This window comes from Agrobacterium sp. Ap1, assembly GCF_017313375.1.
Lineage (GTDB): Bacteria > Pseudomonadota > Alphaproteobacteria > Rhizobiales > Rhizobiaceae > Neorhizobium > Neorhizobium cellulosilyticum.
This window is the reverse complement of the sequence record NZ_JAFLMY010000030.1, coordinates 15,679-33,845: the sequence shown is the minus strand read 5'-3', so window position 1 is coordinate 33,845 and position 18,167 is coordinate 15,679. Positions and strand designations below refer to the sequence as shown.

Annotated in this window: 21 protein-coding genes and 3 pseudogenes; 15 read left to right on the top strand and 9 right to left on the bottom strand. The window is 55.3% G+C overall.

Going from position 1 to position 18,167, the window contains the following annotated elements; genetic code table 11:
• The first annotated feature begins 117 nt into the window (after nucleotides 1-117).
• Complete coding sequence (locus JZX87_RS28100) at nucleotides 118-348, top strand: DUF6894 family protein (RefSeq protein ID WP_206829086.1); 231 nt, start codon at nucleotides 118-120, stop codon at nucleotides 346-348.
• An 11-nt stretch (nucleotides 349-359) separates the two neighbouring features.
• Here JZX87_RS28100 and JZX87_RS28095 read toward each other — a convergent pair whose 3' ends face one another.
• Nucleotides 360-1,103: a Crp/Fnr family transcriptional regulator gene (locus JZX87_RS28095; RefSeq protein WP_206829085.1), complete on the bottom strand. Its 744-nt coding sequence runs from the start codon at nucleotides 1,101-1,103 to the stop codon at nucleotides 360-362.
• A gap of 168 nt (nucleotides 1,104-1,271) precedes the next feature.
• Between JZX87_RS28095 and JZX87_RS28090 the strand changes: the two genes are divergently transcribed.
• Both JZX87_RS28090 and JZX87_RS28085 read left to right on the top strand, forming a co-directional pair.
• A complete protein-coding gene (locus JZX87_RS28090; RefSeq protein ID WP_286195135.1) occupies nucleotides 1,272-2,402 on the top strand; it encodes a sensor histidine kinase in 1,131 nt (376 codons plus the stop codon).
• A 175-nt stretch (nucleotides 2,403-2,577) separates the two neighbouring features.
• Nucleotides 2,578-2,733 (top strand): hypothetical protein, encoded by a 156-nt coding sequence (locus JZX87_RS28085; RefSeq protein ID WP_206829084.1) that lies wholly within the window; start codon nucleotides 2,578-2,580, stop codon nucleotides 2,731-2,733.
• Nucleotides 2,734-2,908: 175 nt separating this feature from the next.
• Here JZX87_RS28085 and JZX87_RS28080 read toward each other — a convergent pair.
• Nucleotides 2,909-4,225 (bottom strand): annotated as a pseudogene (locus JZX87_RS28080) (IS3 family transposase).
• Nucleotides 4,226-4,300: 75 nt separating this feature from the next.
• On the bottom strand, nucleotides 4,301-4,624 hold the full coding sequence (locus JZX87_RS28075) for an oxidoreductase (protein ID WP_183687000.1): 324 nt from the start codon (nucleotides 4,622-4,624) through the stop codon (nucleotides 4,301-4,303).
• Nucleotides 4,625-5,140: 516 nt separating this feature from the next.
• Here JZX87_RS28075 and JZX87_RS28070 point away from each other — a divergent pair.
• From JZX87_RS28070 to JZX87_RS28060, 3 genes and pseudogenes are all read left to right on the top strand, one after another.
• Entirely contained in the window at nucleotides 5,141-5,764 is a 624-nt protein-coding gene (locus JZX87_RS28070) for a hypothetical protein (protein WP_148147878.1), read from the top strand.
• A gap of 139 nt (nucleotides 5,765-5,903) precedes the next feature.
• Entirely contained in the window at nucleotides 5,904-6,158 is a 255-nt protein-coding gene (locus JZX87_RS28065) for a DUF982 domain-containing protein (protein WP_353654279.1), read from the top strand.
• A 276-nt stretch (nucleotides 6,159-6,434) separates the two neighbouring features.
• A pseudogene (locus tag JZX87_RS28060) lies at nucleotides 6,435-6,765 on the top strand (IS66 family transposase); the annotation flags it as partial.
• Nucleotides 6,766-7,088: 323 nt separating this feature from the next.
• Here the strand turns inward: JZX87_RS28060 and JZX87_RS28055 are convergent.
• On the bottom strand, nucleotides 7,089-8,015 hold the full coding sequence (locus tag JZX87_RS28055) for a manganese catalase family protein (protein ID WP_206829083.1): 927 nt from the start codon (nucleotides 8,013-8,015) through the stop codon (nucleotides 7,089-7,091).
• Between the two features lie 234 nt (nucleotides 8,016-8,249).
• Between JZX87_RS28055 and JZX87_RS28050 the strand changes: the two genes are divergently transcribed.
• The 9 genes and pseudogenes from JZX87_RS28050 to JZX87_RS28020 all read left to right on the top strand — a co-directional run bounded on the left by JZX87_RS28050 (nucleotide 8,250) and on the right by JZX87_RS28020 (nucleotide 14,328).
• Nucleotides 8,250-8,723, top strand: coding sequence for a hypothetical protein (locus tag JZX87_RS28050; RefSeq protein WP_206829082.1), 474 nt, complete (start codon nucleotides 8,250-8,252; stop codon nucleotides 8,721-8,723).
• Nucleotides 8,724-9,118: 395 nt separating this feature from the next.
• A complete protein-coding gene (locus JZX87_RS28045) occupies nucleotides 9,119-9,616 on the top strand; it encodes a sigma-70 family RNA polymerase sigma factor (RefSeq protein ID WP_148147881.1) in 498 nt (165 codons plus the stop codon).
• 144 nt (nucleotides 9,617-9,760) lie between these two features.
• The gene (locus tag JZX87_RS32105) at nucleotides 9,761-9,961 is read left to right on the top strand and encodes a DUF6894 family protein (RefSeq protein ID WP_502711347.1); all 201 of its coding nucleotides are present in this window, start codon (nucleotides 9,761-9,763) and stop codon (nucleotides 9,959-9,961) included.
• Nucleotides 9,962-10,363: 402 nt separating this feature from the next.
• A complete protein-coding gene (locus tag JZX87_RS28040; protein WP_183686997.1) occupies nucleotides 10,364-10,879 on the top strand; it encodes a DUF4142 domain-containing protein in 516 nt (171 codons plus the stop codon).
• An 82-nt stretch (nucleotides 10,880-10,961) separates the two neighbouring features.
• Nucleotides 10,962-11,462, top strand: coding sequence for a YciE/YciF ferroxidase family protein (locus tag JZX87_RS28035; RefSeq protein WP_206829081.1), 501 nt, complete (start codon nucleotides 10,962-10,964; stop codon nucleotides 11,460-11,462).
• A gap of 162 nt (nucleotides 11,463-11,624) precedes the next feature.
• The gene (locus tag JZX87_RS28030; RefSeq protein ID WP_206829080.1) at nucleotides 11,625-12,521 is read left to right on the top strand and encodes a PhnA-like protein; all 897 of its coding nucleotides are present in this window, start codon (nucleotides 11,625-11,627) and stop codon (nucleotides 12,519-12,521) included.
• Between the two features lie 46 nt (nucleotides 12,522-12,567).
• Nucleotides 12,568-12,693: pseudogene (locus JZX87_RS31585) on the top strand (NAD(P)/FAD-dependent oxidoreductase); the annotation flags it as partial.
• Between the two features lie 131 nt (nucleotides 12,694-12,824).
• Nucleotides 12,825-13,034, top strand: coding sequence for a hypothetical protein (locus tag JZX87_RS28025; RefSeq protein ID WP_206829079.1), 210 nt, complete (start codon nucleotides 12,825-12,827; stop codon nucleotides 13,032-13,034).
• Nucleotides 13,035-13,248: 214 nt separating this feature from the next.
• Complete coding sequence (locus JZX87_RS28020) at nucleotides 13,249-14,328, top strand: fatty acid desaturase (RefSeq protein ID WP_206829078.1); 1,080 nt, start codon at nucleotides 13,249-13,251, stop codon at nucleotides 14,326-14,328.
• Between the two features lie 459 nt (nucleotides 14,329-14,787).
• On the opposite strand, the gene JZX87_RS28015 is transcribed toward JZX87_RS28020, so the two are convergent.
• The 5 genes from JZX87_RS28015 to JZX87_RS31925 form a co-directional block, all read right to left on the bottom strand.
• Nucleotides 14,788-15,672: a DUF72 domain-containing protein gene (locus tag JZX87_RS28015; RefSeq protein WP_206829077.1), complete on the bottom strand. Its 885-nt coding sequence runs from the start codon at nucleotides 15,670-15,672 to the stop codon at nucleotides 14,788-14,790.
• Nucleotides 15,669-16,379 (bottom strand): HAD family hydrolase, encoded by a 711-nt coding sequence (locus JZX87_RS28010; RefSeq protein ID WP_206829076.1) that lies wholly within the window; start codon nucleotides 16,377-16,379, stop codon nucleotides 15,669-15,671. The genes JZX87_RS28015 and JZX87_RS28010 overlap by 4 nt, the downstream gene beginning before the upstream one ends.
• A gap of 361 nt (nucleotides 16,380-16,740) precedes the next feature.
• Entirely contained in the window at nucleotides 16,741-16,881 is a 141-nt protein-coding gene (locus JZX87_RS28005; RefSeq protein WP_206829075.1) for a hypothetical protein, read from the bottom strand.
• A gap of 209 nt (nucleotides 16,882-17,090) precedes the next feature.
• Nucleotides 17,091-17,912: an HWE histidine kinase domain-containing protein gene (locus tag JZX87_RS28000; RefSeq protein ID WP_353654278.1), complete on the bottom strand. Its 822-nt coding sequence runs from the start codon at nucleotides 17,910-17,912 to the stop codon at nucleotides 17,091-17,093.
• A complete protein-coding gene (locus JZX87_RS31925; RefSeq protein WP_353654281.1) occupies nucleotides 17,833-18,012 on the bottom strand; it encodes a PAS domain-containing protein in 180 nt (59 codons plus the stop codon). The genes JZX87_RS28000 and JZX87_RS31925 overlap by 80 nt, the downstream gene beginning before the upstream one ends.
• Between the last annotated feature and the right edge of the window lie 155 nt (nucleotides 18,013-18,167).

The window sequence follows — 18,167 nt, the reverse complement described above, 5'->3', positions numbered from 1 at the left end:
ATCATATGTGCTAGACGTATTCGGCAGTCGCGTGTTTTCATAAGACATCATCGGCATCCTTTCCGGCAGTTGTTGACAGAGAGACACAGCGCTCCCGCCAAACTGAAGGAGCAATCTATGGCGCGGTATTTCTTTCACATCATGAATGGCAAGGTCATTGTCGACGAGGTTGGTATGGAGTTGGCTGGAATGGATCAGGTGCGAATAGAAGCCATTCGCTCGGCGGGGCAGATGCTGAGTGATGGACGACACGCCTGGAAAGGCCAGGCATGGCAGATGATTGTCGCCGACGCGGATAACACTATCGTATTCGGAGTGAACTTCTCGGTGGACCGACACGGTCTCTGATCGATGCTGAATCAGCTTCGTTGTGCCGAGGTCCGAAGGTCTTGCGGCCAGCGAAGGTGAAGATAACTAGGATCGAAATCCGAGTAGTCCTTGAGGCGCTGGACGTCGGAGATCACAATTCGTTCGTCTTTCAGGCTCACCAAGCCGGCTTCACGCAGCTCTTTCAAACTTCTGTTCACATGAACGACTGATAATCCCATGGTGTCGCTGAGTTCTGCCTGCGTCAACGGCAGTTCGAACGTGCCGTCATTGGTGAGGCCAACCGCCTTCATTCTTTCATGTAGTTCGCTGAACAGATGCGCTATCCGATGTGGTGCGGATCTTTGCCCCAGGTTGACAAGCCATTCCCGTAACGTGGCCCCGTCCACAAGCGAGCACATCCAAAGCGCTCGCGCGAGTGAAGGACGTCGCTCCGTAAGCTCTAGTATGGTGCCAGGTGACAGCTGGGCCACGCAGCATGGACTAAGCGTTGCGATGGTGTGATCCATCTTCCGTAGAAGTGCGACGTGGAGATCGCAGAAATCGCCTGGGATCAGGTAAGCAAATATCTGCCTTCTGCCGTCGGACGTCATTTTGTAGCGCATGGCGAAACCATCGACGATCACCAGAACGTTTTCCGGGTTATCGCCTTCCCTAATCAAATCCTGGTCCGCGCCAACCAGTCTGGTATGAGCTGAGACAGACGCCAACCATTCTCGATCGTCACTGCGTAGCGGCTCAAAACTGCCGAGCTTGCGGATGAATGCGTTTGGCACAGCTTGCCTTTCATCTGGTCCGTATCGTCGGGATAAAACATCAGAAAACTCGATGGACTATTAACTATGTGAAGGCGGTGGCTGTATTTCCGCCTAATCCTGCAGTTCAGAAGTGGCTTCGGGGACGTAGAGGTCGCTGCGTGCTCTATTAATCGATTGGACCGAGGCATGAGTGAATTCCTGCGAGCAGGTGGCGCAATGGCTCATGCGATCCGCGACCACGCCTGGGCCAAAACAAGCGTTGGTTCGATCAACGAATGGCCATTGGCATTGAAAGCTGTCGTGCAGACGATGCTACACCAACGTCATGCGATCTGCCTGTCCTGGGGGCGCGACCTCAACATCCTGTATAATGATGCATATAAACCCTTTCTCGGGGCAAAGGAACCCGGGGCCCTTGGCAAACCCTTTTCGGTCATTTGGTCGGACGTGTGGGAGCACGTACAAGGGTTCGTCGAGGACGCTCTCTCTGGACGAGGAACCTACATCGAAAACATGCGTCTCATCATGGACCGCAATGGATTTCAGGAGGAAACATTCTGGACATTCTCCTACAGTCCGCTCTTCGATGACGAGAACAATGTCGCCGGCCTCATCGACGTCGCTGTGGACACAACCGCTGTGGTCCGTAGTCTACAGATCCAGGAGGTTCTTCGCCACGAGCTTGTTCATCGCGTTAAGAATTCGATGGCTGTCACCACCGCTGTGGTGAATGCGACCCTCCGGCATGCCGAAACGCTGGAACAGGCTCGCGAGACAATCCATCATCGGATTACCGCTCTTGCCAAGGCACAGAGCATCTTGAACGACGTGCCGATCGACATTGATGTTGAGGACACCGTGCGTCAAAGCATCTCAGCCCACATGGACAATCCGGAACGTTTCCGGATCACCGGGCCGAAACTCCATGTTTCTTCACAGCAGGGCATTGGCCTGTCACTCGCCGTTTACGAACTTGCCACCAACGCCGCGAAATACGGCGCACTCTCCAGCGAGACAGGATCGGTAAGTATCACTTGGAAGACATCCGGGTTACGGGGTTTCGAGTTTGTTTGGCAAGAGGCTGGAGGCCCGCAAGTCCAACCTCCCACGCGAACCGGCTTTGGTTCTCGTCTGACAAACCAGATCGTCGCCTCGTATTTTTCTGGCAAGGGTGAGACGACCTATGCGGCCGACGGCGTGAGGTTTGTCCTGCAAGGGAGCTACCAAACGGAGATCGAGGTTCCAAAACCACAACCCGACCTATCATGGAATACTTGGGAACAGATGCAAAAAAATCTGGCCAGAGTCATTGGATAAAAAAATCACTAGACACAGCGGAAGAGCTCCTAATGCCAGAAGACAAAAAGGATTACACAAGCGATGCCTCGCGAACCGGTTCCCAGATGGCGGATAGCGATCGACAAAAGCTGCTAGAGGACGCCCAACGGGCGCTTTCAGATAATGGAGATTTTCCATCCGGCGGAACCCATTCATGAGCATCGAAGCAAAACCGCGCATCGCTATGGCAATCTTCGTGGCCGTGATTTTCATGGCTGCTATCGCGATTGTCGGCTTTTACCCGGCTTTCTGGACGCCTGGTGACACGTCGCGCCAGTCTTCCCCGCACGCTATCGACAAAACAAACTGACATCTGGGTTCCGATGGAGGCTTGTGCTTGGAGAGCACGTCTCGCCCGACCGGATACGACCCATTGACTAAAGAAAAAGCCCCAGATTATGAACTGACCCCATAAAGTTGGACGGTTGAATCGCTGAAATGATCTGGGGCTAGGTCCTGTATTGCACAGGACTCAGCCCTTTGAGTTACATCCGGATACGATCGTTGTTGTAGTAGTGGATGTAGTCCCCGACGCCCTGACGCAGGCTATCAATGCTGTCGAAGCGGTTGGGATAGAGGAACTCGGACTTGAGCGTGGCGAAGAAGCTCTCCATTGCGGCGTTTTCGTAGCAGTTTTTCTTGCGTGACATGCTTGCTGGGATATTGCGGCTTTCGAGCATCCGGCTCCATTCCGGCATCTGATACTGCCAGCCCTGGTCTGAATGCAGGATCGGCCTGTCCTCGTCATTGAGGCGGCTCACTGCCTTGTCGAGCATATCCTTGACCAGTTTGAAGATGGGTCGCCTCGCGGTCTCGAAGGCGATGATCTCGCCGTTGTGTAGGTCCATGACCGGCGACAGGAACAGCTTTTCGCCGGCGACACTGAACTCGGTGACATCGGTCTCCCACTCCTGGTTCATGCGCTTCACCCAGAACTGACGTTGCAGCAGGTCGGGTGCCACCTAGCCAGCCTGACCCGTGTAGGACCGGTACTCCTTGGGTCGGACCAGCGACTTCAGTCCCATCTCAACCATCAGCCGCTGGACGGTCTTGTGGTTGACCGCGCCTCCACGCCCACGTATCGCCGCCGTCACCCGGCGATAGCCGTAGCGGCACTTGTGTTCGTCGAAGATCGAGCGGATCGTTGACTTCGAAGCCTTATGCCGTTCGCCCGACGACAGCACCTTGAGTTGATAATAGAACGTGCTGCGCGCCACGCCGGAAAGCGCTAGCAGCCCGTCAAGGGGATGGAGCGGCCTTAAGGCCTGGACTGCTTGCGTCCGCTCAGTGCGCGACGCGCCTGCGTTAAGGCCTCCCGTTTTTTTAGGTATGCATTCTCCATCCGCAGATAGGCCAGTTCAGCCAGCAACTCCTCGCGGCTTCTGACTTCATCACTTGGTGGTCCATCCCCGCAGGTGTTCGTAACCGGGGCGGAGCGACAGGTGGTTTGGGCATGGAACGGGACCCGCCTCTTGGACGCGGAGCCAAGGCTTCAAGCCCGCCTCGCTCATATTGCCTCTCCCGGACCGAGAGGCAGCCAACGCTGCGAATGTCGAACAGCGCTGCCGCCTGCCGACGGGACAGGCCATCCTTCCACATCCGTTCGAGGACCGATAGCCTGAACTGAGCATCGTGATGGCTCTGCTTCCGCGATAAGCCAGCCACGCAATTGGCCGCGTGGACCCACCTACGGACCATGGAATAGTCAGCCCGAAACGCAAACCAACCCCTCGGTAGCTGTGCGTGCCGTCGCAGTGATACGAAACGACCTCCTGCTTGAACGTGCCGCTGTATTTGGACATGCAAAACCCCGAAGTTGGGTGTCCAACTTTCGGGGGTCAGTTCATTCGGCGGGCCTCTGGAGACCTCGCTCATTGTTAGCAGGAAGTTCCTGCCTGACCAGCGCCGGGATTTGTGCTGGTGTTGTTGTTCTGTTCAGACTGTGCCGCGCCCTGCGTACCACCGGGAGCACCACAATTGGTGTTCGAGCTACCCATGTCCTTGCCACCATTGCCGGAATTGCTCATTCCACCAGAATTGTTCGCACCAGAAGAATTGGTGTCGCTGCTGGTCCCACTGCTGTTGCCGCCGCTTCCGCTGTTATTGCCTCCGCTACCATTGTTGCCGCCGCTTGAACTCTGAGCCATCGCTGACGTTGCCAGACCAATAGACAGCGCCGTTACCGCAAGAATTTTCATCATTTTGGTTGTTTCCTTGATACCCTACACAAAGCGAACCTCTGATGCGGAGTAATGTTCCACGCCGTACAGGAACCATCCGCCGTTCGTCGTGTTAGCCTCCGAACAGGAGAACAACATGCGACCACAAGACGAGCCAAGCCTACAAAATCATACCGAGCCGGTAGCGAAGCAGCGGCAGAAAGCGGTTTTCGGCCGCTCTGCGTTGACACTTCTTGCGGTCCTAGCCGTCATCGCCGCTCTCATTTGGATTGGTATCGCGGTCTATGGCATCAGCACAGGCACGTAGGGATGGATAGCGACCTCCCACCTAAAAAGGGGTACGGGCGCGGTTTGGTCGTGCTCGTACTTCTCATACTGCTCCTGATCGCGATCGCCGGATTCTGGATCGTCTTTTTACCTCAAACGACCTGATCCAGGTGCATCAAGCATTTGATTTATACTTGGCCGACTACGGGGCGGTGGGTTTGTTCTGCCGACCAGAAGACTGGGACGCGATTCAACTAGAGACAATCCTGAATGTTTGTACACACCGCTTTTAGGCTCGTCGCGTTGGCGGCTTTCCTTGCTGCCTACATACTGTCGTTTCACCTACCCAATTGGACTAGTTATGAAAACGGCCCAATTGAGATGGCCCAAAACCTTGTTCTTTTGATCGGCGGCCTTCAAGCGATATCCTACGGTACCCAAGCGAAAGAGCCGTGGCGCTATCTATGGTTTGCGGCAGCTCCAGTGTGGTTCATTTGCCTGGGCCGAGAACTCAGTTGGGGAGCTGTTTTTTTGCCGCCGATCAAATTCGCTGCCAGCGGGCCTTTCTACACTAGCGCCGTTTTGCCCTACAAGGCTCTGGTCGCTCCCCTCGTGGGGTTGCTGCTTTTGTTTTCATTCGGGCTCTTTGTTCGGTTTAAACTCTGGACGGTAGGTCTCCTTGCGTCGAAGTCTCGGCAATTACCGGTAATTGAGGTTGCGATGGCTGGCGTAGCGGTTCTGCTCATGACCGCGGCTGAGAACCACATGAATCTTTCGCTAGAGGCCTATCTCGGTTACGGCCAGATATTTGAGGAAACCATAGAGCTTTCAGCCTATCTTTTTCTTCTTGCGGCCCAGCACCGGCTTCGATTAGTAGCCGGGAACAAGTGGTGAGTGAGTTCGAGGGCGTTGAGACTTCAAACATTTCTTTTTTAACCAGTGGAACTCTGGCCATTTTGGTCTGTTAGCGAGTCCCCCACTCGATCATCGAGTGGGTCGTTGCCGAATCAGAGTTGGTTGAAAGGATACTCTCTTGGAATATGAGGCTTCACATGCTTTTCAACCGCTTCAATTGACTCAGTATAATAGTAACCGCGGCAGCATCGTCAGTTCCGTAGAAGACGCCGCCCTAGCGCTCTTGACGGATTGGCCAGGGGATGAGGGTGACCGGTTCTACGAGGCAGTGAAGGCTTGCCTCGATTGCCTTGATCATGTCGTGGAACCAGCATCAGCACGCATAGCTTTCATTCTGGCTGCACAGGAAGCAGGTAACCTCGTCGAATACTAGGTGCGGAGTGTTACACCCATATCAGGGCGGTTAACCTTGGACATTTCTTCCGTAACCCACGGAACTACACCAGTTTGGGCAAGTTACTGATCACTCACCTGGGCCATGGAGACAAGGGCTCGCCATATTACCCGAGCGAGCCTTCGACTCCCGAATTCCGCCTAAATATTTGGGCTGCCGAAACAGCAGGCCCAAGGCTTAACCCCTCTGCGGGAGAGGTCAGCGCTCCGCCCCGCCGTCATCGCTGGCCGCGTTATAGGACGTTGATGATAGGACGTTGATTACATGCTCAAGCGATGGGACGGCTTCACGTCGTTCCTAGACGACGGCCGGATTTGCCTGACGAACAACGCCGCCGAGCGAGCCTTGTGAGGCTTCGCACTCGGCAGGAAGTCCTTGGCTCTTCGCTGGATCAGATCGGGGCACTGACCGGGCCGCACTCGTGGCCACATTGATCATGACAGCAAAGCTCAACGATATCGATCGGTAGGCGTGGCTGTTCCACGTTCTTGCCTGCATCGCTGACACGCCGATCACCAAGATGGAGAAACCGCTACCTTGGAATTGGACGACGGCAGCGCAGACGCTCAAGCAGCATGATCTCTAAATGTCACGTCTCGCTGCTCTACCTCACTGATCCATTCTTGCTGTGAACGCACCAAATCCCTTTTGCTTGGAGATCGTAGGGCGGATTCGCCGCATCGCGGGCAGATATTCGCAATAGAGCCAGTCCTGTAGATTATTGCGCACCTATCATCGCGAGCAGAAAACCATTCTTCTAGCTAATCCATATCGCATTTTGCCCGTTGTCTCCATTCGTCGATAAAAAGTTTAGTCAACGAGAAATCAGTGACCAAGAGGGCGGCCTTCGCCGGATGCTTACGAGGTCCGTTAATGGCTTTGGAAACGGGGGGCTAAGCCCCCCGGTCTTTAGCGTGATGCTTTGTAAAGTTTCTCCGCAATCTCGAACATTTCTTCCGGGGCATAGTCAGGCGTAAACGCCGATGGAACCCCGATTAGCTGCTGGATTTTTCCGCCTTCAGGCATGCCGTCGACGACCTCGAGCTCACCTGGTGGATCCGTAGGCAATGCAACTTCGCCATTACCCCAAATTCCTGACATCTCTTTATAATCGCCTGGGCTGAACGTATAAAGACGGCGGTGAGAACCCTCATCCAAATATTTCTGGCACTCGGGAACTTTATCGAGAGGAATGTTCGGTGTCGGGAGGAATTTCTTGACGTCGACGCCGGTGATCTTTTCAAGCGCCAGTGCGTATGCGTGCGCGTGGACGGAACCACGCACAAGGAGATAGCCGCAGACTTCACGACCGGTCGGATCAGAGAGTGTTTCGTAGACCCGTAGCTTGTGAAGGCGCGCGCCGCATTCAAGGTGAAAGTTGTGCAGGAGGTCGACCACCACGTTGCCCGTGGTTGTGATGAAATCGTTATTCCATGAAACGCCGTTGCTATTGACGGGCATCGCACCGCCGCCACCAGACAGGAACGCCGCAGCGAGGCGAATATCTTTCATCCCTTCCCACGGAGCGCCTGAGATATCGCCTCCATCGCCTTCGTCACCGCCCGGAATGTCTGGACCATTATTGAGCATGGCAACGCCATTGCTAACGAGTTCGACGTGGCCAAGCTCCTCCGCCGTAATGCTGGCGACGAGGCTATAGAATGGCTTGAGCTTTTCCTTGCTGCGGAAATTGAAGCTTTGGAACATGTAGTTTCCAAGCGTCGACATTTCTCCGTACTTCCCGCCGAGAAGCTCCTGCAGAGCGGCGGCGGCATTTGGGTCTGCGCGTTTTGGAGCTGGCAGGTTGGCCTGCAGCTGGTCTACTCTCATGAACATGTGCCGTTCCTTCTTAGTTGGATGACGCCAACGAACAATACGACCTGGATCGAGTTCCCCAGCGTCAAAAAGAAAAAGGAAGGGCGGTCAACCATTGCGTATCGGCGAACGCGCGCCTGCTTATCCAGTCAAAGCTCGCCAGGGGGTCGCCAGTCTCATCTCCAGACGGAGAAGAAGCGCTTAAGAAGTATTTAGCGGGAACTCTTACTGAATTTCTTGTTCAGAGATTTCGACTTGGACAAGATGGGTCAAACCACCGACACCTCGTCGACCGGGAAGATATCCACGATTCCCGAGTCCACGGTGAAAATGCACATCCGCGAAACCATCGCATTCGAGACGAAGAAAGCGGAGTTTGTGGAAAAATTGCTCATCCTAACAATTGGCCAGCACACATTCGTCGACCGCAAAATGGTCTATGCGTGGAGGGAAGCAGGAGTCGAACTGATTGGACCCGTTCTATCCATAGGTCGGATCTCCCGCGTAGCGATTGGCTTAGTCGTGGGCGCGATAATCGACCTAGACCTAGACATTGACGCGCTTATCCTCCTGACTGATCAACTGGATGGGCTGGGAATCCCGGCCATCTTTGCGGGATCGCAGACAGGGAAGGCACAAACGAGCGGCTTCTGCATGTCACGCGAGCACGAGGCGATCACTGCGATCATGGCCGCGCTTCTCACGCAGCATAAAGTGACAAAGCATTAACATATGTGATTGAGCGGCCAATAGGAGAAGATACGCTGAGTTGTAACGACCGCGAGGCCGAACAGGAGGAGCGATCAGTGCAGACAGTTCCCAAAGTATTTCCAACGGTTTTTTCCCCTCGGATATCCGGGCAATGGCGGCCGCGTATCGAGTGGCCGTGACTCGTCCGATTTGCGCGGATGTCGACCCTGTATTTCTTGCCAGGGCGGTGTTGCATTTCTACGTCCGAGCCCTGGTAGACCCTGATCGCCTCAGCGAACTGACGTGCAGGCTCGTAGGCAAACGTCGCGATGAGGGCCGGGAGGCTCATCGCACGAGCACACCAAACGCATCCGCTCTAGCACAGCCCGGATCCCTTCCTGTCAAGGATGGCGCAACACCTCGAGGTAGTTCCAATGGATCGTGATACCGACGATGGTATTCGCGCCGACATGATCAGGCTCATTCCTGAAATCCGGAAATTTGCGAAGCGCTTCTCAGACAATCCCAACGACGTCGATGATCTCGTTCAGGAAACACTCCTGCGCGGCCTCGCCAATCTCGACAAGTTCCAGCCGGGCACCCGCCTCAGATCGTGGCTGTTTACGATCCTTCGCAACTCGTTCTGCACTCGCTACCAACGAAGCGTGAGAGAAGCGCCCGGTCGTGAGGATTGTGTCTCGCTACAGTCATCCGTGCCTCCTGCGCAGGAATGGTCAATCCGAATGCAAGAATTCAACAGGGCTATCGCAAGCCTTTCGCCCGAGCACCGAGGGGCATTCGATGCGGTTCTTGTGGACGGCGACAGTTACGAGGCTGCGGCTAAGAGATGTGGATGCCCAGTCGGCACTGTTAAAAGCCGGGTGAACCGGGCTCGACTAGCGCTCACGGAGCAAATGGGTGGCGCCCCATGATATGGATCCATAATTGCCCAACCTATCATATGTGCTGGTGATCGCCGGGGTTTGCATATCTAATCATCACCTCACCCGCACCTTGTTCGCCAGCTCGTGACAGAGAGACAATGCGCTCCCGCCACAGCACGGGAGCCTAGCCATATGCCGCGGTACTTTTTTCACGTTCTCAACGGCAAAGCGGTCGTCGATGAAATCGGCTTTGATCTTACAAACTCGGACAAGATGCGCACCAAAGCGCTTCGAGCCGCTGGGCAGATGTTGAGTGACGGCAAGCACAGCTGGAACGGTCAAGCGTGGCAAACGGTCGTAACTATGTCGCCGGAACCATCGTTTTCGGCGTGAACTCTCAGTAGACCGCCACGGTCTTTAGGCTTGTCGGATGAACTAGGAAGAGTTCCTCGCACTTCGTAGGGGCCATTTACAAAAGTTCCAGAACTAGGGTGCGCCATATGCCCCTCGCAAGGGGCTGTACCGGCTAGAACTCGGGTAGGTCCCATTCTAACAGATAAGGAACCTGCCGTATCCGCCGCAAGGACTGTTCGTCGTCTCGGCGTTGGGGTGGAGGAACAGTGGGTCGCCTCGGGCGCGAAATGGCAGCCCAAGTCGTCATGAGAGATCGTCGCCGCTCTGAAGGAGATTGGGTTTGTGAGCAACCTCGTGGAGTACCGCGGAGGCACGATGTCTCCCGACTTCAACTAACCATCGTGCCAGGTTCCGACTGTCACTGCTGATAAGGATTGAATGATGCATTACCCCCGTATACTAATGATAGCTGCTTTCGCCATCACCTACTCCTTCGCAACCTTTAGCATGCTTCCGGCCTATGCTCAGGACGCTGCGAGCACAGCGTTCGCTCAAAAGGCTGCGCAGGCCGACATGTTCGAAATCGAAGCGGGCAAAGTCGCTATTGCGCGTGGCAAGGATGATGCCGCCAAACAGTTTGCCCGCGACATGGTGATGGATCACACCAAGTCTTCTACGGATTTGAAATCGGCTGTCGAGGCCGAGAAAATCGAACTTCCAACAGGGCTGACGAAGGAAAACACCGACAAGCTCGCCGCCCTCGAAGTGGCGTCAGATGCGGATTTCGACCAAGCGTATCTCGCAACCCAGGTCGCGGCCCACGAGGAGGCTGTCGCGATGTTTACCTCGTACGTCAAGGATGGGCCTGACGGTCCTATCAAAAACTTTGCGACAGCAACGCTTGGGACGTTGAGAACACATGCGATCAAGGTTCACGGTTTGACCGATAACAAATAATCGCGCTCAAAGCGGTGGAACTTATTACGCGGCTACGTGTTCGATGGCCGCATTTTCGACCCTAGCAATTATGGAGCCTATGATGGCAGAGAAGACTTTGGACGATCTGTTCCTTGATACGCTCAAGGATATCTATTTTGCCGAGAAGCAGATCTTGAAGGCATTGCCCAAGATGGCACGTGCCGCCCAATCCCCTGAGGGCAAGCAGGCTTTTCTGACTCACAAAGACCAGACAGAAGGTCAGATCGAACGCCTCCAGCAGGTATTTGAGCTGATCGGCAAGCCGGCGCGTGGCAAAACCTGCGAAGCGATCCAGGGCATTCTTGCTGAAGGCGAGGAGATCATGGAAGAATTCATGGGATCGCCCGCCCTTGACGCGGGCTTGATCGCATCGGCGCAAGCCGTCGAGCACTACGAAATCGCGCGCTATGGAACGTTGAAAAGCTGGGCCAGTCAGCTGGGGCTGGCGGACGCCGTTCCGCTGCTGGATGCCAATCTGCAGGAAGAATTGCAGACCGACGAGCTGCTTACCCAATTGGGGGAGGCCTCAGCCAATCCCAAGGGCGCCAACAAAGTCGCTTAGATACTGTTCTGACCTCACTGATCAGAGGCCGCCGCCAGGAGGCCTCACTTTTTTCCGAAGCGCGTTCGCTCAGTATCAAACTTGATTTCATGGGCGTGGAACTCCTTCCTCAGCTGCATGTTAGCGAGCTCCGAATATCGATAGCGATCCAGGAGAATTCCTATGACAGTTCCTATTCCAGCCCGTGATAGCGATAGCGGCTTCGCCTCTGGCGCAGCGTTCTATAAAATTTCCTGGGGAGCGGTTCTCGCTGGTGTTGCGATCGCTCTCGCCGCGCAGTTCTTGCTCAACCTCCTGGGCGTTGGTATCGGCGCTGGCGTACTCGACCCGACCACCTCCGATAACCCGGAAGCGTCTAACTTTTCGATAGCAGGGGGCATTTGGTTCGTGCTTGCGGGGATCGTTTCAGCCTTCATCGGTGGCTATATCGCCAGCAGGCTATCGGGGCGACCCGACAAGCCGACTGGTGGGTTGCATGGTCTGACGACCTGGGCTGTGACCACGCTAGTCGTCTTATTCATGTTGACCACGTCAGTTGGCGCTTTGATCGGCGGCGCGTTTTCAGGGCTTTCGAGCGTTATCAGCGGAGCCGGACAAACGGCTACGACCGCTGTGGCAGCAAGTGCCCCGGCGATCTCCAGCGCAACCGATCCGATGGCCGGAATAGAACGGCAGGTCCGCGGATCGACAGGAAATGATCCCGAGGCCCTGCAAGACGCAGCAGTTGCTGCTGTCCGGGCGGCCATGACGGGAGATGAAGCAGCGGCTGAGGACGCCCGGACACGCGCTGCCGATGCAGTCTCACGCGCCCAAGGCATCCCTGTTGATCAGGCCCGACTGCAAGTCGAACAGTATGAGAAGACCTACCACGACAACATTGAATCCGCCAAAAAGCAGGCCGCAGAGGCCGCCGATCTCGCTGCCACGACGGTAGCAACAGGCGCAATCCTTGGCTTCCTTGCCTTGGCACTCGGTGCTGCCGCGTCATGGTTTGGCGGGGTTTCCGGCACGAGGGGCATTTTAAGGACCGACGACAAGCGTCACATCGCAGGCGTGTAATAACAGCTTTCGATGCGAAGCATGATTCTGCACATGGCGCCTTGCGGGGCTTTATGCTGCCGGGGATGTGGTACCCGGCCTTGATCAGATAGCCAGCGCGATGGGGCAAGCGGCGATTGCGGCAACAACCATTCGAAACGATATGAGCGCTTCGCGTACACTGTTGAGGTAGATATCGAGACACGGTTCATCCGCTTTCGACCCCCGGAGTTCACGACCTGCGATCGGGCAAAGATATTTTCTCAAGCCGCGGAACTCGTGAACCAATGGGATGTTCGACGTCTCTAACGAGGAGATGGAAATATGAGCAACCCAGAAGACGATGCCAAGGGCCAGTACGCGCCCTCGCAGGCAGACCGTAAAGCGACCGGTGTTCACAGCGCAAAACCTACCGTGATCACGGGTTCGGAAGATGCGACAGTTCATCGAGATCCACCCGGGAAAAAGTCCGAGAAGGATTTCGATCTGAACTACGATCCCGCAGAGCCGAACGAGCAGAATTCTCGCGGCTAGCCGTTATCATGGGCGGGAGCGAAAGCACCCGCCCCTCCCCAACAATACCGTCGCGAGCCGATACGGCACTCCGCGCATGCCGCATTCGAACACGAACGAGATGTAACACTGACATCGTTGCGTATCGTGTTGGGCTAAACCGGACCACCTTCCGCACCGACCAAAGTGTTGCGCGCCGAACAGAATTTCATCCACAAACTGAGGCAATCCATAAATGAGTGCGACTTGCACATCAGATCTACAGTCAGGCTCAAACGAAAAAGCTTGGCTGAAGATCCTCGCAAAATATCGACAGCCAGATGCTGGTCGCAGCGTCTATGAGCTTGCAATCACAGGGGTACCGTTCCTGCTGCTTTGGTTCGGCACCTGGTTTGCCGTCCATTTTGAGTTCTGGCCAGGCCTGGTTCTACTCGTGCCGGCGGCCGCATTTCTGCTGAGGCTATTCATGCTCCAACACGACTGCGGCCATGGCTCCCTCTTCGGTCGTCGTCGCTGGGACGACTGGACCGGAAGAGTGATCGGCGTCCTGACGTTGACACCCTACGATTACTGGCGTCGAGCCCACGCCGAGCACCACGCCTCGGCCGGCAATCTCGACGGACGCGGGGTTGGCGATATTACGACCCTCACTGTTCGCGAATATCATTCCCTGCCTACACGGGGAAAGGTCGCTTATCGGCTCTATCGGCATCCTGCCGTAATGTTTGGTCTCGGCCCAGCATTCCTGTTTCTGTTCAAACAAAGATTACCTTTCGGACTGATGCGCTCAGGCGCCCTTCCCTGGGTGTCGACACTCGCCACGAACGCCGCTGTTGCAGCGCTCGCTGTCGTGCTGATCTGGGCGGTGGGACTTGTACCTTTCCTCTTGGTTCATCTCCCAATCGTGTTGATTGCCAGTTCCGCAGGTGTCTGGCTTTTTTACGTTCAGCATCAGTTCGAGGATACACACTGGTCGAGGCCGCCGGAATGGAATTTCCCTTACGCAGCTATGCATGGAGCGTCACACTACGATCTCCCCGCGCCACTGCGATGGATCACCGGAAACATCGGAATGCATCATATCCACCATCTGTCGAGCAAAGTGCCCTTCTACAGATTGCCCGAAATTCTTCGGGATTACCCCGAACTGGCGAATGTGGGCCGGATCACCCTCCGTGATAGCCTTGCCTGCGTAAAACTCGTCTTGTGGGACGAGAAGACACAGCGACTAATCTCTTTGAAAGAAGCTCGGGCACAACAAAAAGGCGCGCCAACAGCGTCGCCGCCTGAAGCTCAACGTTCCGTGAAAGGATGATAGCAATGCACAATCTGAAAGAATTTGCCACGAGTTCCAACGGTGACCGATGGTTCCTCGGACGTAACGAGCAGAGCAGTGCAGCATTTGTTCTCCATCGAGGTAATCCTGCGTCGGGGGGGCATGAAACACGAAGCACTGTCGATTCATTCTTGGCGCAAGAGCCGAGGGGACCACAACACGACAGGCTCGCCGCCGCTCTTGCAGCTATCGAAGCGCCAGAAACTGCGGACGGCGGGGAGGAGGAAAAGACTCCATCACTGAAATTGGCCGAGGAATATCTCCGGCTAGGCGGCAAACGGCGAGCTAAGGTCGACGACAACATCGTCAACACGCGGCTATGGGAGGACGAACCCAAGGAGGCTTCGGAATTCTGGATGTCAAGGTTGAGCCAATGGAGGAGAAGCAGCGCCGCGAGGTCGAACTCCATCTGCCCTCGATCAGCGATGACTGACGTCTCTATCCTGCTTTCTCGTTTAACATCTCCGCAAGTCGTTGCGCGTTTCTTATGGAATGACCGTCGCGATCATTATTGAAATACACCCAGACGGTTTTCGCAGACGAGCTCAAAATTCGGTCGGCCCAGACCTGCAGCTCTTGATCACTGTAGTCGTGACGATACCACTGGCTCACACCGTGAAAGCGGACATAGATGTCATCGGCGGTTTTTACGAGTTCGTCCGGTAACTTCGGACCACTGCACGAGCAGAAGATTATACCCGCGGACGAGAAGGCTTCGTACACCGTCGCATTCCACCAGCTTTTATGACGAAATTCCACGACATTGCGACGCCGCGGATCAAGCTGAGAAAGGATCGAGTGAAGAGTTTCGGCTGAGTATCGGACGCTCGGCGGGAGCTGGAACAGGAAACACCCCATTTGAGGCCCGAGCATATCCGCGATATAACCAAAATCCTGGATCAAGGTTTCCGTTTCATCGAAACGCTTGATGTGGGTGATGAGCTCACAGACCTTGATCGAGTAAACGAATCCCGGATCGGCCTGGCGGATCCACGTCTTAACCGCACCCACTGTCGGCCAGGAATAAAACGGCGCGTTCAGCTCGACCGTTTTGAAACGGCCCTCGTAGATCGAAAACCATTGGCTTGATGGCACGTCGGAGGGATACATGGCCCCTTTCCAATGCCAGTAATACCACCCGGAGCAGCCGATATGGACGTATCCGGATACCGGGTCAGACGCCACTGGTTCGAGCGTGGGCCGCGATATGCGAAGTTCGTGCATTCTGGCTGCGCGCGTGACATTGGCATCGCGCTGTTTTTGACGGCGCTCGGCTCGTCGGATGCGGCGCACAGCAATCTCGTCTTCCGATAGTTCACTCACCGTGCTTCTCGCGGTCCCACAGGGGAAGAGCGGTCATTCGATATGATGACCCAGTGGGGAGTTGGCGTAATCCGACAACAACGCAGCGACGTCATCGTAAATGGCAATCGCGCCAGCATTCCGCAGGAGCTCATCCGCAAACCCTCCGGACCGCAACGCCACTGTGGAAATGCCAATTTTGCGGGCCGCCTCGACGTCGTAGGGAGAATCCCCACCACCATCACTTCCTCGGCCGTAACACCCTTCAATTTTGCCAGCGCGGTCGAAAAGATATCGGGAGACGGTTTGGTGTTTTCCACTTCGCCGCCACTTGTCGTGGCGGCCACGAGCTCCCTGATATTCAGTTCGTCCATATAGTGACTGAGATCATCCTGCGAAGCCGAAGAGGCCAGTACGACCTGCTGCTGACATTCACTGGAATGTGCAAGCAGCTCGAAAGCGTGCCGGAACGGTTTGACAGACGCGCGATACTTGCGACGGAAAATCCCGCCCTGCAACTTTCCCAGTTCCTGACATGTTGCGGCATCAAGGTCCGGCACGAGCGCGGGTATCAGCATATCGGCGCCCTTGCCGATCTGAGCATGAATTTCCGGCCCTGAGAAGTTCATTCCGATGCTCTCAAATGCCTCGCGCCAGGCAAGCACGTGCAGGTCGTTGCTGTCCACGAGCGTGCCATCGATATCGAAAAGGATCGCCTTGACCTGCATTTCGGATCCCAATCATAAGATTTGTTTCAGATACCCGCGACGATTTGCGTAGCAGTTTCGCAACTGCGCAGACGGCTAGGCATGGCCGGCGCAAAAGTCGTCATCTTCAACACCAGTGGAGTATTTTGTCTTCGCTTGCCGGATTGAAGCGAGATGGACGGAGAGTGCTGATCTAAAAGCCAGTATCTCTTGCCGTCTTATGTGGGCCGCGGCAGCACGCAACAGCATTTTCGAACTTTCGTCGACCATGAGACCTTATTGTCCACCAATCACGAGGGCAAATTTGAGCAGAGCTGTTAGTTTCAGGTATGCATAGCCTTGGACAAATAACTTTGCCGGACGGTTGATACCCATCTCGATACTAAGAGGATGAGGGTCGCTTTCTGACCATTGCCTTGTCGATGCCCTTCTTCGCCTCCTCTGCGAGTTTTTTGCGATTTTCGTCAGCGTTCTCGCCAGTTCTGCCGGCATCGCTTTCCGCGTCAGGCTTGTTATCGGTCATTGGTCCACCTTTCATCGCGGTGCGAACCGCCGCGGGCAGCCATAGTTCCACAAGCGCTCATGTTATTTTGAGGTGATGCGAGAAGTTTCGGCTGTTGAACACACATCGCGGAATCACAACAATAGGCTGCTAGGCGTCTCAGCCGGCTATTGACTACTGAACAGTCAAAGTGTCGATCGCAACAACCCTTCAGCGACTGCGACAACGGCTCACGAGCTGCGGGTCAATTCTTGGGGAATGTGGATATCGATACGAAGTCCACTGTCACGCCAGTTCCAGGCCACCTGCCCATGAAGTTGTCGTTCGACGAGAGTTCGTACAATCTTGGTGCCGAACCCTTCATTGTGTTTATCGCCGCCGAAAGGTTGGGTTTCCTCTGCCCAAGTAATTTCGACGCTGCCACCCGGCTGAATGTCCCATACGACGGCAACAGACCCCCTACCGACGGCCGCCGCCCCATACGTCAGCGCGTTGGTTGCCAATTCATGGAAAGCGAGAGAGAGAGGCTGCACGGCGTCCGGCGTTATAAAAAGGACGGGCCCCTTGAATTCACAGACATTCTGCTGGGGATCCGGAAACTGCGCCAGGATCAGTCTACGAAGGTCGACAGCAACCCAACCTGCTTCGGAAAGGAGAGTGTGCGCCGCTGAAATCGCATGAACGCGGCGCTGCACCGCAATGGCATAATCCGCCGGCTCAGTTGCTCGGCTCAGACGCACAATGCTTTCCACAATCGCGAGGGCATTTCGCGCTCGATGATCAACCTCCATGAGCAACCGACGCTCGGAGGCCTCGAGTTCCTTCATCTTCCGGAAATCAGTCACATCCAGCTGAGAGGCGAAGTAGTAGGCAAGCTGCTGATCGTCATCTCTGATCGGGCTGAAATGCAACTCGTTCCAGAACGCCGTTCCGTCTTTCTTATAGTTCAGAATGTCGACCGTAGCCTCAAGCTCACCGGCTATGGCATATCGAAGTTGGTCGACAACAGCTCGATCCGTATTCACCCTGCAGAAACCTGCAGTTACCTCCAAGTACCTCTCTACTCTCATACCCCGTCAGGTTGAGAAACGCCTTGTTGGCAAGAATGATCGGGTGATCGGGATGGCGGGCATCAGTGAGGACAAGCGGCATACGCGTTCGCTCAAATGCAGCTGCGGATTGCTCCTTGTAATCACGAATCCCGTGTGGAGCTGCGGCCGTAGGCTTGTCGCCATGGGCTATCTGGCACATGCCACCTCATTCAAATGCTGAGCGTAACTCCACAACGAGGTTGTTGTTTCATGGGA